The 16,259-nt window shown below is 50.4% G+C and carries 11 protein-coding genes and 1 tRNA gene; 5 read left to right on the top strand and 7 right to left on the bottom strand.

The window, feature by feature from the left end; translation table 11 throughout:
* Window positions 1-8 precede the first annotated feature (8 nt).
* Entirely contained in the window at window positions 9-4,721 is a 4,713-nt protein-coding gene (gene gltB, locus ATL17_RS07255) for a glutamate synthase large subunit (RefSeq protein WP_133572066.1), read from the bottom strand.
* Between the two features lie 452 nt (window positions 4,722-5,173).
* The gene (locus ATL17_RS07250) at window positions 5,174-5,641 is read right to left on the bottom strand and encodes an Hsp20 family protein (protein WP_133572065.1); all 468 of its coding nucleotides are present in this window, start codon (window positions 5,639-5,641) and stop codon (window positions 5,174-5,176) included.
* A gap of 458 nt (window positions 5,642-6,099) precedes the next feature.
* Between ATL17_RS07250 and ATL17_RS07245 the strand changes: the two genes are divergently transcribed.
* Both ATL17_RS07245 and ATL17_RS07240 read left to right on the top strand, forming a co-directional pair.
* Entirely contained in the window at window positions 6,100-7,074 is a 975-nt protein-coding gene (locus tag ATL17_RS07245) for an alpha/beta fold hydrolase (protein ID WP_133572064.1), read from the top strand.
* Entirely contained in the window at window positions 7,071-7,622 is a 552-nt protein-coding gene (locus ATL17_RS07240) for a putative glycolipid-binding domain-containing protein (protein ID WP_133572063.1), read from the top strand. Before ATL17_RS07245 ends, ATL17_RS07240 begins: the two co-directional genes overlap by 4 nt.
* On the opposite strand, the gene hisN is transcribed toward ATL17_RS07240, so the two are convergent.
* Window positions 7,619-8,440: a histidinol-phosphatase gene (hisN, locus tag ATL17_RS07235; protein WP_133572062.1), complete on the bottom strand. Its 822-nt coding sequence runs from the start codon at window positions 8,438-8,440 to the stop codon at window positions 7,619-7,621. The two genes, ATL17_RS07240 and hisN, sit on opposite strands and share 4 nt — an antisense overlap.
* Window positions 8,441-8,731: 291 nt before the next feature.
* Entirely contained in the window at window positions 8,732-9,643 is a 912-nt protein-coding gene (locus ATL17_RS07230) for an N-formylglutamate amidohydrolase (protein ID WP_133572228.1), read from the bottom strand.
* Window positions 9,644-9,825: 182 nt separating this feature from the next.
* On the opposite strand from ATL17_RS07230, the gene cpdR reads away from it, so the two are divergent.
* The gene (gene cpdR / locus ATL17_RS07225; RefSeq protein WP_027835038.1) at window positions 9,826-10,185 is read left to right on the top strand and encodes a cell cycle two-component system response regulator CpdR; all 360 of its coding nucleotides are present in this window, start codon (window positions 9,826-9,828) and stop codon (window positions 10,183-10,185) included.
* A 13-nt stretch (window positions 10,186-10,198) separates the two neighbouring features.
* Here cpdR and ATL17_RS07220 read toward each other — a convergent pair whose 3' ends face one another.
* Window positions 10,199-11,158 (bottom strand): alpha/beta fold hydrolase, encoded by a 960-nt coding sequence (locus ATL17_RS07220; protein WP_133572061.1) that lies wholly within the window; start codon window positions 11,156-11,158, stop codon window positions 10,199-10,201.
* Window positions 11,155-12,018, bottom strand: a complete 864-nt coding sequence (locus ATL17_RS07215) for a fatty acid desaturase family protein (protein ID WP_133572060.1) — start codon at window positions 12,016-12,018, stop codon at window positions 11,155-11,157. The genes ATL17_RS07220 and ATL17_RS07215 overlap by 4 nt, the downstream gene beginning before the upstream one ends.
* Before the next feature lie 165 nt (window positions 12,019-12,183).
* Here ATL17_RS07215 and ATL17_RS07210 point away from each other — a divergent pair.
* Both ATL17_RS07210 and ATL17_RS07205 read left to right on the top strand, forming a co-directional pair.
* A tRNA-Val gene (locus ATL17_RS07210) sits at window positions 12,184-12,258 on the top strand.
* A 225-nt stretch (window positions 12,259-12,483) separates the two neighbouring features.
* Complete coding sequence (locus ATL17_RS07205) at window positions 12,484-14,874, top strand: methyl-accepting chemotaxis protein (RefSeq protein ID WP_133572059.1); 2,391 nt, start codon at window positions 12,484-12,486, stop codon at window positions 14,872-14,874.
* A 26-nt stretch (window positions 14,875-14,900) separates the two neighbouring features.
* On the opposite strand, the gene ATL17_RS07200 is transcribed toward ATL17_RS07205, so the two are convergent.
* Complete coding sequence (locus ATL17_RS07200; RefSeq protein ID WP_133572058.1) at window positions 14,901-16,202, bottom strand: MFS transporter; 1,302 nt, start codon at window positions 16,200-16,202, stop codon at window positions 14,901-14,903.
* Window positions 16,203-16,259 lie beyond the last annotated feature (57 nt).

Raw genomic sequence — 16,259 nt, 5'->3', positions numbered from 1 at the left:
TGCCTTTCTTACGCGCTTTGACTTTGATCTTCAGATTCACGACGGGCCTGTTCCATTTCCAGAATGGCACGACGATATTCAACGGGCATGACCTTCACGAATTTGGCGCGATAATCTTCCCAATTGTCCAAGATGTGTTTTGCACGGCTGGAACCTGTGTAATGCAGATGATTAGAGATGAGCTGATATAAACGCTCATCATCGTGCTTGGTCATATCGCCGGAAATATCCACCCGGCCATGCCATTCGATATCGCCACCATGATGGTGGTGTTCGCGCATCAAATCTTCTTCCTCAAGCACTGGCTCAAGGTCCACCATCGCAAGGTTACAGCGAGAGCGGAAGGTTTGATCTTCATCCAGCACATAGGCCACGCCGCCTGACATGCCTGCCGCGAAGTTGCGGCCTGTTTCGCCGATCACTACGACCACACCGCCTGTCATATATTCACAGCCATGGTCGCCCAAGCCTTCAACAACAGCGATGGCACCAGAGTTCCGCACGGCGAAACGTTCGCCCGCGAAGCCGCGGAAGTAACACTCGCCTGAAATCGCGCCATAAAGCACTGTGTTGCCAACAATAATGGATTGTTCGGGCACAATGTTTGCATTTTCAGGTGGGCGAACCACAATGCGGCCACCGGAGAGGCCTTTGCCCACATAGTCGTTGGCTTCGCCTTGCAGATCAAAGCTGATGCCATTGGTGAGGAACGCGCCGAATGCTTGGCCAGCAATGCCGTGTAGGTTCACGGCGATTGTATCTTCTGGCAGGCCTTGCAAGCCATATTTCATGGCGACAGCGCCAGACAACATGGCCCCGGCAGAACGGTTTTTCGACTTGATATCAATATCGAATTTAACCGCTTCACCTTTTTCCAATGCCTTTTTGGATTGCTCGATCAGCGTCTTGTCCAAAATATCGTCCAAGCCATGATCCTGCAATTGTGAGTGGTAATATGTATCACCCTCATAAAGGTCTGGCTTGTAGATCAGTTTCGACAGGTCGATGCCTTGGGCTTTGCCGTGCGGCACATCTTGGCGCTGGCGCAGCAATTCTGTGCGACCTACCAGATCATTGATGGACTTCACACCAAGCTCAGCCATCAATTGGCGCAATTCTTCAGCAACATAGAAGAAGTAATTCACCACATGTTCTGGTGTGCCTTTGAAGCGCTTACGCAATTCAGGGTCCTGCGTGGCGATGCCAACAGGGCATGTGTTGAGGTGACATTTCCGCATCATCAAACAGCCAGCTGCGATCAATGGCGCTGTAGCGAAGCCGAATTCATCCGCGCCCAAAATGGCACCGATCAAAACGTCACGGCCGGTTTTGAAGCCGCCATCAACTTGCAACTTCACGCGAGAGCGCAGGCGGTTCAGCACCAAGGTCTGGTGCGTTTCTGCCAAGCCGATTTCCCATGGAGAGCCTGCATGCTTGATGGATGTGAGCGGTGATGCGCCTGTGCCGCCATCATAACCGGAAATGGTAATGTGGTCCGCATGGGCCTTTGCCACGCCTGCAGCAACGGTGCCTACGCCAAGTTCAGACACGAGTTTCACTGAAATGTCAGCCACCGGGTTCACATTTTTCAAATCGTAGATCAGCTGTGCCAAATCTTCGATGGAATAAATGTCGTGGTGTGGCGGAGGCGAAATTAGGCCCACACCAGGTGTTGAATGACGGGTTTGAGCAATAACCGCGTCCACCTTATGGCCGGGCAATTGTCCACCTTCACCAGGCTTTGCGCCTTGGGCCACTTTAATCTGGATCATATCTGAATTGACCAGATAATCAGTGGTGACGCCAAAGCGGCCAGAAGCAACTTGCTTGATGGCGGAACGTTCTGGGTTGATGCTGCCATCTGGCAATGGATTGTAACGGTCTGGCTCTTCACCGCCTTCACCTGTGTTCGACTTGCCGCCAATTTTGTTCATGGCGATGGCAAGGGAGGTGTGGGCTTCGCGAGAGATAGAGCCGAAGGACATGGCGCCGGTTGAGAAGCGTTTTACGATCTCAACCGCTGGTTCCACTTCGTCAATGCTGATCGGCTTACTTTGCGGTGCCAATTCAAACATGGAGCGGATGGTCAATAGCTGTTCAGACGCATCATTTACCGCATTGGCAAAAGCATCATATCTTGCTTGTGCGGTTTCAGGCGACGTTTCGGCAGTGCGCACGGCATGTTGCAGGTCAGCAATGGTGTCCGGTGTCCAAGAGTGCTTTTCACCGCGGATACGGTAAGCATATTCGCCACCGACATCGAGGCTGTTTTTCAACACAGCGTCATTGCCGAAGGCAAGCATGTGCCGCTCGGCAGTTTCTTGCGCAACTTCTTTCAAGCCAACGCCTTCAATGGCTGAACCGGTGCCAAAGAAGAACTTTTTGACAAATTCAGTTGAAAGGCCAACCGCGTCGAAGATTTGTGCGCCGCAATAGGATTGGTAAGTTGAAATGCCCATTTTGGACATGATTTTCAACAGGCCTTTGCCGATAGATTTGATGTAACGGCTCACACATTCTTGCGCGTCAACTTCCGGTGGGAAGTGACCTTCTGCCTGCATGGCAGAAATGGTTTCGAACGCCAAATAAGGGTTGATGGCTTCAGCGCCATAGCCTGCCAGCACAGCGAAATGGTGAATTTCGCGGGCTTCGCCAGTTTCAACCACCAAGCCACATGATGTGCGCAAGCCTTTGCGGATCAGGTGGTGGTGCACCGCCGCTGTGGCCAGCAAAGCAGGAATGGCAATCCGATCATGCGAGATCAAGCGATCTGACAGGATGATGATGTTCATGCCCAAACGCACGGCACTTTCCGCACGGTCGCAAATGGCTTCGAGAGCCACTTCCATCCAGTCTGCGCCTTTTTCAGCGGCATAGGTGACGTCGATTGTTTCCGTGAGGAATTGGTTGTCACCAATGGAGCCAATGGTGCGCACTTTTTCCAAATCTTCATTGGTCAAAATGGGCTGGCGCACTTCCAAGCGCTTACGCTCTGAAAGGCCTTTCAGGTCAAACAAGTTCGGGCGTGGGCCGATGAACGAAATCAAGCTCATCACAGATTCTTCCCGGATCGGATCGATCGGCGGGTTGGTCACCTGCGCAAAGTTTTGCTTGAAGTAAGAATAAAGCAGCTTTGACTTTGAAGAGAGGGCAGAAATAGGCGTGTCTGTGCCCATTGAGCCAACGCCTTCTTGGCCCGTTGTTGCCATTGGGGGCAGGAGGAACTTAATGTCTTCCTGCGTGTACCCGAAGGCTTGCTGGCGGTCCAACAAGCTATCGAAAGGTTGCACGGGCTGACGATCAACACCCGGCGCATCTTCCAGCACGATTTGTGTGCGAGAGAGCCACTTTTGATATGGGTTTTTCTTGGCGAGTTCGGTTTTCACCTCATCGTCAGAAATCATTTTGTTGTTTTCGAGGTCCACAAGCAGCATTTTGCCGGGCTGTAGACGCCATTTTTCAACAATATCTTCTTCTGGAATGTCCAGCACGCCAGATTCAGAAGCCAGAATGATCTGGTTGTTTTTGGTGACGCAATAGCGTGCTGGGCGCAAACCATTGCGGTCTAGTGTTGCTGTGATATAGCGACCGTCCGTCATGACCATTGCAGCTGGGCCATCCCATGGCTCCATCAGGGCCGCGTGATATTCATAAAAGGCGCGACGCTCATCATCCATTAGCGGATTGCCGGCCCATGCCTGCGGCACCATCATCATGGCAGCATGTGGTAGTTTATAGCCGCCGCGCACCAAGAATTCGAGGGCGTTGTCGAAACATGCCGTGTCTGACTGGCCTTCATAGGAAATGGGCCAGATTTTGCCGATGTCGTTGCCGAACTTGTCGGACGCAACAGATGCCTGACGGGCCGCCATCCAGTTCACATTGCCGCGAATGGTGTTGATTTCACCATTGTGTGCCACAAAGCGATAAGGGTGGGCCAGTTTCCAAGATGGGAATGTGTTTGTAGAGAAGCGTTGGTGAACAAGGGCGAGGGCTGACTTGAAATCTTCGTCGCCAAGGTCCGGGTAAAACGGGCCCAATTGCTCGGCCAAAAACATGCCTTTATACACCACGGTACGGGCAGAGAAGGACACGACATAAAAGCCATTGTCGCTATCTGCTTCAGGCAGCTCGCGATAGATCGTGTTGGAGATCACTTTACGGGTGATTAGCAATTTGGTTTCGAACTCTTCGTCGCTCAACCCTTCAGGGCGGGCCACAAACACTTGCTCGATAATTGGTTGAGTGGCGATGACGCCTTCTGACAATGAAGAATTATCGGTCGGCACTTCGCGGGTGCCCAAAATTTCAAGACCCTCTGCGCGTGCGCAATTGATCAGCTTTTCAGCGCATTTTGCTTTCAGCTTCTCATCGTTCGGGTAGAACAACATGGCTACAGCATATTGGCCTGCTTCTGGCAGATCGAAATCTACTGATTTTGCGAAAAAGCCATGAGGGATTTGCACCAACATGCCTGCGCCGTCACCCATCAATGGGTCAGCGCCAACCGCGCCGCGGTGGGTCAAGTTGATTAGGATTTTAAGGCCAGACGCAACAATGTCGTGGGTCGCTGTGTTGTCGATATTGGCGATCATGCCCAAGCCACAGGCATCGTGCTCATTATTCGGGTCATAAAGACCGACCGGTTTGGGGCGGCCATTTGCAGTTGTGGCAGGGATCACCTGCACGTTGCGCAAAGCTTGGTCATTCTTGTTGGCCATAAGCCCCTCCGTAATAGTCACATTATTCCACGCAGACGCGCAGAATTTGGGTCAGGTTTACATATGCAGTGCGTTATGAATCGCATTCACAACGCGCCGTTCGCGACGAGCGCAATTTTTCCTAAAATGGGCGATATCGATCTTTGGTTGATCTTTTTCCGCCGCCCAATCGAGCCTTTATCGGCTCTCCCCCAGAGTGCTATACACAGCTTATGACACAAAAATATAAGGCTGTTGCGTTAATTGCAACTTAGATCCTTCGGTCATTTGTTATGGACAGTATTGCTGTCCTATTTTTGGCCGGAGATTATTCGAAATCACGAGATGGGGCAAGAGGGGCGACAAAGTTTTTTTGTCGCAGCGTGATCCATAAATTGGGTCTAATATAAAGACGGGCACAACATATAGATGTTGTGCCCGACGTTCAGTCAATCTGTTGACGTTTTGTCAGCTTAGTTTTTCACTTCGCTTTCAATTTTCTTCGGTGAATTTTCACCTTCGGCGCCAATGGCAATCTTGCGTGGGCGCTTGCTTTCAGGCAATTCGCGCGCCAATTCAATGTGCAAAAGGCCATTTTCCAAATCTGCGCCGCGTACTTCTACATAATCAGCCAATTTAAACCGACGTTCGAATGAGCGCTCAGCAATGCCGCGATGGAGGAAGTCGCGTTTTTGCTCAGATTCGCTTTGGGATTTTGCGCCTTTGACGATGATCGCGTTTTCCTTGGTCTCGATCACCAAATCATCCTTTGAAAAACCCGCTACCGCCATGGTGATGCGATAGGTGTCTTGGCCTGTGCGCTCAATATTGTAGGGCGGGAAGGCATTGGATTCTTGTGGTGAGAGATCGTCAAGCAAGTTGAAAAGACGGTCAAAGCCAACTGTTGAACGATAGAATGGGGAAAGATCTAGAGTGTTCATAACATATTCTCCTTAGAAGCAATATGGATGTTCAGATCCCTTATTGGGCATCTGAAGGTTTCATTAAGTCAGCCCCCTTTTGGGCCGCTGACAATTCATATTTGGGGAGAGATTTTTTGATTTCAAGGGGTAAGAATTCAAAATCAAATATGGCTGTTTTGACTTGTTTTTCAGTTATCTAAGTAGATGAACCGAAAATGAACGGGCAATTATATGGCCGTTCAGCCAGCATGCACTAGATTGAGTTTTGTAAGCCGCTAAACAGTCTGATCACGGCTTACGACAACCTTAATCGGAACATCATCATCCGCCCCCCGCATGATGTTCCACCCCAATAAGCCAGCAATTTTTTCGAAATTGCTGGCTTTATTGCGTTTGCCTTTCGCTTTCACCTTGCAACCAGCCCCCATTGGTTCCTAAATGAGGTGAACTGTTTTTTGTTTCGCCGAGGAGAGAGCATGAACGCGCCCAACAGAGTGATGGGACCAGAATTGGCCAATATTCCCAGCAATCCCATTCCATCGGGGGCACGGGCAGGCTTTTTCAAAACGCCGGATAATGTGCAGTTGCGCTATGCCTTGTGGCCGCGTTTGGGCAATAAAAATAAAGGCACCATTTGCCTGGTGCAGGGGCGTACCGAATATATCGAGAAATATTTCGAGACAATTTATGATTTTCAGCAGCGCGGATTTGCCGTGGCGACATTTGACTGGCGCGGGCAGGGTGGCTCTGATCGGTTGATCGATAATCCCCAACTTGGGCATGTTGAAAATTTTCAAGATTACATCACAGATTTGGTGGGCTTTCATGCGGATATTTTGCTGCCTGACTGTCCGCCGCCTTTTTATTTGGTGGGCCATTCTATGGGCGGATTGGCATCGCTTTTTGCGGCCACGCGCGATCGGTTGATGTTTGACCGGGTGTTTTTGTCGGCGCCAATGGTGGCGCTGGATTTGGCCGTGAGTGTTTCTACTGCCAAAAATTTGGTGCAGTTTTTGAAGTTTTTGGGCACGGGTCATTTGCCCATGCAGCCTTGGAAATTTCCGCGCCCGAGCGCTAAAACCTTTCCCGGCAATGAACTCACTTCGGATCATGGGCGCTATATGCGAATGGTGAAAACATTGGATCATCGCCCTGATCTATTGATTGCGGCGCCAACTGTTGGTTGGACGGCAGCAAGCCTTGCTGCGATGGAAGAAGCGGCGTCGCCTGAGTTTGGCCAAAAAGTAAAGTTACCTGTTTTGATGTTGGCAGCGGCAAATGACCGTGTGGTTTCTACCTCGGCCATTGAGCATTTGGGCATGAGCATGCGCACAGGACGACATGCAGTTTTGCCGAATGCACGCCACGAAATTTTTATGGAAAATGACGGTTTGCGGGCGCAAGCCTTTGCCGCATTTGACGCCTTTATCACCGAGCAGGGAAAATCATGAGCACGCATCATCACCAGATCAAATGGCGACACTTGGAAAGTGAAGGGCTTGAACTGGTGCGGGTAGACTTTACCCCTTCACTTATTGATGTGACAGGGCGTGTGGTTGGCCAGCAAGGTGGGCAGAATTTTGCACTTGATTATGCCTTAGAGCTGGATGTGGATTGGCAATTGATGCGCGCTGAATTGCGCTTGTTGGACGGGCATAGCCTAGTTTTGCGCCGATCAGATGCCGGGCATTGGCTTAATGGGTATGAAGTGAATATTCCCGCGCTGGATGAGGCCATCGATATTGATATTTTCGCAACGCCCTTCACCAATAGTTTGCCGCTCAATCGGTTGAGATTGGCGGAAGGCGAAACGGCAGAAGCTGAAGTGATCTATATTGCTGATCTTGACCTAACGCCGACCAAAGCAACGCAGAGATATAAACGGGTTGGTCCTGACACATATCAATATCGGAGCCTGACCACAGGTTATCAAACTGTATTTGATGTGGATGAGCACAATTATGTGCTCACCTATCCTGACCTGTTTGAGCGAGCTTAATCAGTCGCGTGTGACGCGAGATATTCGATTGCTTTGTCGTAAATAGCTTGGTTGGCCGCGGCGATGATTTGCCCGCCCTTAATCGCGGATTTGCCAGACCAGGTTGTCACGATACCGCCTGCTTCTTCAATCAGCGGAATCATGGCAGCGATATCGACGTCTTTTAGGCCTTCTTCAACCACCAATTCGCCGTGGCCAGCGGCCAGCATGGCATAGCCATAGCAATCTAGGCCATAACGGGCCAATTTCACATCAGCTTCCAACCGATCATAGGCAGCAGTGGTTGTATCGCTCAAAAAGATGCGTGGTGATGTGGTGAACATGCGCGCGTCATCCAAATCGCCCACTTGGCTGGTTTTGAGGTGGGCTTGCGCGGTGCCACGCTCAACGGTGGCGCCTTCTCCCTGAATGGCGATGAAGTTTTCACCGATATGTGGTTGGCTCATCAGGCCGGCAATAGGTTCATTTTTATAGGTCAGGGCAATCAGCGTACCCCAAACTGGCAAGCCAGTAATAAAGGCGCGGGTGCCATCAATTGGGTCAATAATCCAATTGAAGGGGCTGTCGCTTTGCTGGTCGTCGAATTCTTCGCCGCTGATGCCGTGATTCGGAAAATACTTGTTGATCACGCCGCGAATGGCCATTTCGGCCTGCTTGTCTGCTTCGGTTACTGGGTCGAAACCTTGGTTTAATTTATTCTCAATAGCGATGCTGGTGCGGAAAAAGGCATTGGTGATCTTAGATGCCTCTTGCGCGGCTTCCCGCAATAGATCATTGATTTCATTTGTCTTTATTTCGCTTTTCCAGCCTGAATTCATCAGTTAATTCCGCTCTTTATTTGCCGCTGTGTCAGAAAAATACAATTGTTAATAAATTGTACACTTTTTGATTTTAGCTTAAATTATGAGACAACTTGCAATTATTTGAGGATATCTAAATAATTGAAGTTGAATCGCTTGCAACCCTGGGCAAATCAGTTCACCCCAGTAAGTGCATGATGCATTAGCAGCTCGCGATATTTCGACAGCTTTGAGCTGCTGACGTTTCCTCCCTTGACTTTGGGCCGCTTTGGGCGGCCCCTTTTTCGCCAAATCAAATGTGTGATGGGTTTATTCAGCTGCGAGCTTTTGATCAAGCAGTTCGTTGAGGTCTAGCCGCGCGTAAAGTGCAATGAGTTTTTGCAATATTGTTTGAATAGATGTGAAGTTCTGCGATTTTTCGAGCGTTACTTCATTCATATAAAGGTGCCGGCCAATTTCAATTTGCAAAGCGTGAATATTGTTGTGCGGTTGGCCATAGGCTTTGGTGACAAAGCCGCCAGCGTACGGACGATTTCGCGCCACTTTTAGGCCGGCAGTGGTGAACAGCGTGTCGGTCAATTCCAACAGGATTGGATGGCAGGCGCTGCCATGCCGATCACCAAGCACAATATCGGGTGCGTTAGCATTGCCCGATTTGTCCAGATTGGGCATGGAATGGCAATCAATCAAAACTGCAACGCCAAAGCGATTTAATGTTTGGGTCAGCAGCGTTTGAAGGGTTGCATGATAAGGCTTATAAATGCCTTCAATGCGCATCAAAGCATCATCATGGCTCAGCTTGTCACGATAGATCGGTTTCCGCTCAGCAACGATTTTAGCAATGGTGCCCAGCCCTGCAGCAACGCGCGGCGAGGCCGTGTTGTAATTTGGTTTGAGCGGATCACGAAACATTTTTGGATCGAGCTCATATGGTTCCCGGTTCACATCCAGATAAGCGCGCGGGAAGTGCGCTCGCAGCATCATCGCGCCCATATGCGGCGCACGTTCAAACAGTTCATCCACATAGGCGTCCTCTGATTGACGGATGGACAGATTGTCCAGCCTTGTCATTTCCAGAAAACGTTGGGGATAGTCACGGCCAGAATGAGCGGAGTTGAACAAGAAAGGCATGCGCTGCAACCGCGGACGAATGGTTTCAAATGCGGGCCGGTCGGCAAAATCAGAGTTCAAACCATGCTCCCTTTGGCAGATGTGCGCCATCAATTGTGAACTGAAATATAGTTTGCCCAAAATGTGACCAAAAATCTAGGGCGACAATATGTTTCTTGTCACAAAAAGGTGGCTGGATCTGTGTACGGTCAATTTATAATTACTGACTTGATAGAGGCCGGAAATCCGGGGTAAATTGCGAATCAGTAGAATCGGGTTAGGGGTTATCAAGAATGCGCCGCATTTTGCTTGCTGAAGATGATAACGATATGCGCAAATTTCTGACGCGTGCGCTTTCAAGCGCAGGCTATGACGTGGTGGCGTTTGACAATGGTCGCTCCGCTTATGAAAAGCTGCGCGAAGAACCGTTTACACTTTTGCTTTCCGATATTGTGATGCCGGAAATGGACGGCATTGAGCTGGCGCGCCGTGCGACCGAGCTGGACCCTGATTTGAAAGTGATGTTCATCACCGGTTTTGCTGCCGTTGCGCTGAACCCAGACAGTGAAGCGCCAAAAGATGCTTCTGTTTTGTCAAAGCCATTTCATTTGAAAGATTTGGTGGATGAAGTCGAGCGTTTGCTCGCGGCCTAACTTTCTAGCCCGATTATATTGAACCGTCGAAATAGGCGCTGATCCGCGCGTGCATGGGCACCATGTCCGCGTCTGACGGCATATGTGCGCTTTCTTCCAGAATTGCCATTTCGGCCATCGGTAGGCTTTGCTTGGCATTGGCCAAAGTTGCACGATGGGGAAAAACAAAATCCTTTTGCGCGAAAATTGCGAAAGTTGGTGTTACGCTTTCAGCAAAGTCGCCTTTGGTGAAAGGGCCAGCTGGACGATGTCGCCAAAATGCGGTGTGACGGATCACGGCGTCGAAATAATCAAGATTATCTTGGGTGAGGCTGCGCGATAGCGGCCGAGCGATGCGCTTTAGCCATTTATAAGGAATGGCCTGTTCGGCGTGAAATGGCCACCAGCGGTAGGCCATCCAATTTACAGCAAGGCCAGCATATAGCTTGAAATAGGGCAAGTTGGGCGTTAGCCCAGCGGGCACAACCAAAACTTGCTTGCCCACCCGTTCTGGTGCCATTGCGGTGAGTTCCAACGCGATGGAGCCGCCAAAGCTGGCCGAGGCAATGCCCACCCGTTTGAGGCCCAAATGATCCAAGATTTCTAAAGACCATTGGCCGTAGGCCTGTTTTTTATTTGGAAACGGAACATCTTCTGAATGGCCAGGCTGTCCGATTAGGTCTGGCGCGATCAGCAAGTGGTTTTTTTGCAGCTCTTCAAAAAACTCAAGCATCATCGGCCCGGCAATGGACATGCCTGGTAGCACCAGAATGGGCGGTGCATCAGGATTGCCAGCCATGGACAAAAAAGTTTTGCCATATGAGGTGGGCACTATTTGATGGCGCACTTTGAACGGCAGATCATTCAGCGTTTTTTGGTAAAGTTCAAATATGCGCTGGCGACCCAGTTTCGAGCGGTAGACAGATCGACGTGGCAAAGGCTTGTCAATATTGACGCTGCTGAGAAGTGCTTGCTCTGGCGGCAACTGGTTCATTTGCGCGCGCCCAATGGATCAATGATGGTGATTTTTACTCCATCAGCTTCCAAACTTTCTCTGGCTTGATTGAACAGATTTTCGTGCGTGAAAGCGGGCAAGCGCGGATATTCATGATGTAAGAAATGGTGATTATTCATCCAAAAGAATGGGCAAATAACCCATTCCCAAATACGTTCGCCATGGATAATGCGGGTGGTGCGCGTACGGTCCGGCGTTTGCTCTGCATCGTGCAGCAAGCGGTGGGACGTAGAAATGATGGCCGATGCCAGCGAGGAAGGGGCGAGCCACAAGAAGAATGTTTGGATGGGCGCGATGATCAATAATGTCAAAAGCACGGTGATTTGCAAAATTATCCGGATGGTAGCCGGGACAACAAAATCCCTGCTCAACTCACCTTTTCGGGCAGCGGCAATAAACAGATATAAATAATGCAAGGGCACAAACAAAGAGAGAATGAACCCAACGAAAATGGAGTGTTTTTGCATCCAATAATCAGGATCTAGCGCGGGGTCATTTGTGTTTGAATGGTGCCGCAAATGCAGGAACTTAAAGGTTGGAAAATCATAGAGCAGCATTAAAGAATGCGCATAGCCAACCATTTGATCCAACCAGCCGTGACGCCCCCCGCCTGAAATGGTTTTGTGTGAAGCTTCATGTGCGAGCGCGAAGCTGACATGGATCGCAAAAAAGCTGATGATGCTTGCCGCCCAGAGTGGCCAGGTGCCCCAAAGTGTTGCGACCAAATTTATGGCAAAAATCGTCACCACGATTATTGAGGCCCAAAGTGTGGGCCAAGCGATTTTTTTGTGGTGCGCTTTTAGAATTTCTCGCGCCAATATTTTGTGGTTGGCAGACATTGATTACCCAAAATCCTCAATGGAAGCATCAGTATGCAAGTCATTAGCTGATCTGTCTAGTTTTCGAGGCAGGTGAAAATTTGCTATTTTGACCTATTGACCAGACTATCGGTTTTATGGTCTATCAGCGACGCACTGATTTTTGTGATCAGACATGCAAAAGATGGGCGTGTAGCTCAGCGGGAGAGCACTACGTTGACATCGTAGGGGTCACTGGTTCAATCCCAGTCACGCCCACCATCTTTTTTCTCACTCAGATTATGATTTTTGCCCTGCATTTTGCGACGCGTTTTGTGCTGCTCTCACAACTTCTGGTCGAATAATAGTGCATTTTGGATGCATGATTTAATCCATTGTTATATAAGAGCTTTCTTGTCACAAAACTTTCACATAACGTTAGGGAATTGGCGACAAATCAAGATCAATATCGCGCGAATATGATATTTATTTATAGGTTGCGCCCAGATGCCGAAATTTCAATTCTTAAATCATTTGAAGCTTTCGACCAAAATGTCCGCTTTGCTGGCAGGTTTAGTTTTGCTGACGGTGCTTTGCACGTCCACACTTAGCTATTTTGTTTCGGCGCAATCGTTACAGAGTGAGACCGAAGCGCGTTTGGGGTCTATTGCTTCGCTGAAATCCCGGCTGATTGCTGACCAAATGGCCTCCATAGAGCGAGATTTGGTGCTAAACGCCAATAAAAAGGGCGCGGCAGATGGCGTTGAATTGCTGGCAAGTGCGTTTGGTGGACTTGCCTTTATGGGCGATGCCACAGGCTTGCTGCAAAAAGCCTATATTGATGACAACCCGAATGGCGACACAGAGCGCTATTTGTTGGAACGATCGACCCTCGGCGATGCCTATGATCGTTATCATGCCGGGCGTCATGCTGGCATGGTCGATTTGGCGCTCGCCAACGGATATGGCGATGTGTATCTGTTCGATAAGAAGGGCAATTTGATTTATTCCGTTTTCAAGCATCGCGATTTTGCAGCGAATTTTATGCAAGAAGATAGCCCACTATATCAAACAGGTCTTGGACACGCTTTTCGGGCAGCACTGGAACTGCAACCAGGTGAAACAAGCTTTGCTGATTTTGCGCCTTACCCGATGAAAGATGCAGGGGATGCTGCGTTTTTGGCGACGCCAGTGGTCAATGAGAAAGCCGATGTGATCGGTGTGATGGCGGTGCAGATTAAAATTGAAAATCTCCAAACCATCCTCACACTGGCTGAAGGTTTGGGCACCACAGGACAAACCCAATTGGTGCGTGAGGCTGGCGCGGTGATTGCCAGCTCTGCACCTGATGCGCATGAGATGGTCGATTGGCCAGTTGCCGATGCGGACCCGACCAAGTGGCGCACGCATTTGCTGTTTGAAGCGCCTGATGCGGATGGGCAAATGCGCACGCATGTTTTTGACGCGGTCAATTTTGATCAGGCTGCGTGGCTGGTTGGGGTGTCGCAAAGCCAAGCAGAGCTGACACAGCCTACCCAGATGTTGGGCTGGATGATGTTGGCGGTTGGTGTTTTGATTTTGGTTGTGTCGACGGCGTTGGCGTTGATCTATACCCGCTCAGTTGCAAAGCCGATTTCAAAATTGACGCAATGTATGCGCAAATTAGCCAATGGTGAGCATCAAGTGCACTTGCCGCCAATGAAGCGCGGCGACGAGATTGGCGAAATGCGGGCGACTGTTGAAGTGTTCCGCGCCAATGCGGTGCGGGTGGCCGAATTGTCTGCCGATGAAGATGTGCGCGCAGAAGAGCGTGAGCGGCGTGCGCGGCAAATGGATCAGTTTCAATTTATTATGGCTGAGGTTGTTGAAGCAGCTGCCAATGGCGATTTCTCGCAACGTTTGCCAGAGAATCAGCCGGACGCCGAGTTGCAGAAATTGGCACGTGCGGTGAACAGTCTTGTTCATAATGTGGAGCATGGCGTTTCTGAAACTGCGCGGGTGCTATCGGCTTTGGCGCAGGCGGATTTGACTCAGCGTATGGAGGGCAGCTATCGCGGGGCCTTTTCCAGATTACGTGATGATACGAATGAAGTGGCGCATGCGCTGAGTGATATTGTTGGCAAACTGCGGCGCGCATCTGCATCAATTAAAACGGCCAGCCATGGCATGCACCAAAATGCGCAGGATTTGACCACGCGCAGCAGCAAGCAAAGCCAGTTGGTGGAAAACACGCGCGGCGGCATGCATGATGTGGCGGTGTTGATCAATCAGGTGGCCGCCGATACCAATGCAGTTGTTGGGCGTTCAAAAGATGTGGGGCAAACTGCAACGGAAAATGCGCAGATTATGGCGCAGGCAGATGATGCGATGACGCGCATTACGCAAAGTGCATCGAAAATTTCGACCATCATTGGCATGATTGACGATATTGCGTTTCAAACCAATTTGTTGGCTCTTAACGCGTCAGTGGAAGCTGCGCGGGCCGGGGAAGCAGGCAAAGGGTTTGCGGTGGTTGCCGTGGAAGTGCGTCGCTTGGCTCAATCTGCAGCTGATGCGTCAAACGAGGTGAAAGCCCTGATCGAGCAAAGCAACGCGGAAGTCGATCAAGGATCGAAATTGGTGGCACGTTCCACGCAAATGCTGAACCAGATGCTGGATGGTGTGCGGGCAAACAATCAGGCGCTGGTGAATTTGGCGCAAGATGCGAACGCGCAAGCGCAAACCATAGCTCATCTCAGCCATGATATTTCTAGCCTGGGCGACATGATCGGTGAAAGCTCTGCGCTGGTGTTGCGCAACAATGAAAATATTGAGCACACCGCCCGCCAGTCGCAGCGGTTGGACGATATAGTGGAACTGTTTCACCTCGATTTGGCTGAAGCAGAACGCGTTGCCTAAACAAATAGGGCTGACGTAGTCCAGCCCTATTTCTGTTCTTCATTCAGCATAAGCGCCGTTACCGTTGCTGCGAAGCACATGAGTGCGAAGAGGGCGATCACAGTAGCGGGGCCGAACAGTTCTGCAATGATTCCGAATGCTGCCCCTGCCAGCAACACGATGCCAATGATTGTGTTGCTCAAGGCGGTGTAAACTGCGCGATCATCTTTTGATGCCATATCGACTAGATGGGTAGAACGCCCCAAGCGAACGCCTTGATAGGCAATCATCAGCGCGAATAGGAGCAGCGGCAACACAAACCAGATATTGATCCAGCTCAATATTGAGGCGAGCACGCTAAAGCAAAGTGCGAGACCACCCATTATTCCAGATAAGGCTAGGGTCTTTCGGCTCGACTTGTCCGCAAGCCGCCCCCAGATATAGCTGGAGATCAGACCTGCCCCTGCTGATGCCAACAGAAGGAGACCTAGGCCTTGGAAAACTTCACCTTCATTTGAATTGCCGCCAAGGGCGATCAAGAAAGGTGGCGCGAGCGCGGTTGCGGTAAGCAGCGCGCGGGTGATGATGAACCACATAAGCTGCTTGTCGTCTTTTAGGGCTGTCGCGTTCTGGATCGCTAAAGTGAGTGGGTTGCCGCCGCCTTCATTTGCCCCTTTTTCCTCAGCTAGCCGCAAGAAATTGAGGCTGCCGACTATCCATAAAATGCCAGCAGTGGCGAGGCCGATTTGCACGACCAGCATTTTATTATCGCCTGAAAAGGCGAGTAGGGCGGCAAATAGAATGACAAATCCGGCGCCAATGCTTGAGGCGGTGCCTGTTGCGGTGCCGCGCACAGATTTGGCCACTGTTTTGCCCAACACATCTTTATAAGCCACTGAACAAATGGAGCGTGATAGTGCCAAAATGGCGAGCAGCGCCAAAATCGTGATGCCGAGCGCTATGCCTTCAAGAGTGAATGCGGCCAAGGCCATTCCAGCAGCGGACGCGCCTTGCAGAAATGCGCCCAAGGCCCACGCAAATTTACGCTGTGCCAAATTGCGGATATAGCCTGCGGTGAACAATTGGGGCAGCAAAGCACCCGCTTCGCGCACGGGCACCAGCATGCCGATAATGGCATTGGGCGCACCTGCGCTGGTGAGTAACCAGCTCAAGATTAGTTTTGGATCGACCAAACCGTCGGCCATTTTGCTCATGCTGAGCGATGAAACATGAATGGCGAAATTTTCTTCTTTCGCATTGCAGGCTTTTTCCGGAATGTCCTTGCACACGCGGCCATCATCTTCGGCGGTCAGCAGGTCATAAGCTATTTGGCTGGGGGATTGGCCCATCTATCTTCAATCCTTTGTGATCTTTGTTTCTATACGCGGCGGGAACCTCATCCGATC

This window comes from Maritalea mobilis, assembly GCF_004363175.1.
Taxonomy (GTDB): Bacteria; Pseudomonadota; Alphaproteobacteria; order Rhizobiales; family Devosiaceae; genus Maritalea; species Maritalea mobilis.
Note: the sequence above shows the minus strand (reverse complement) of the source record. Positions and strands in the feature narration are given on the sequence as shown.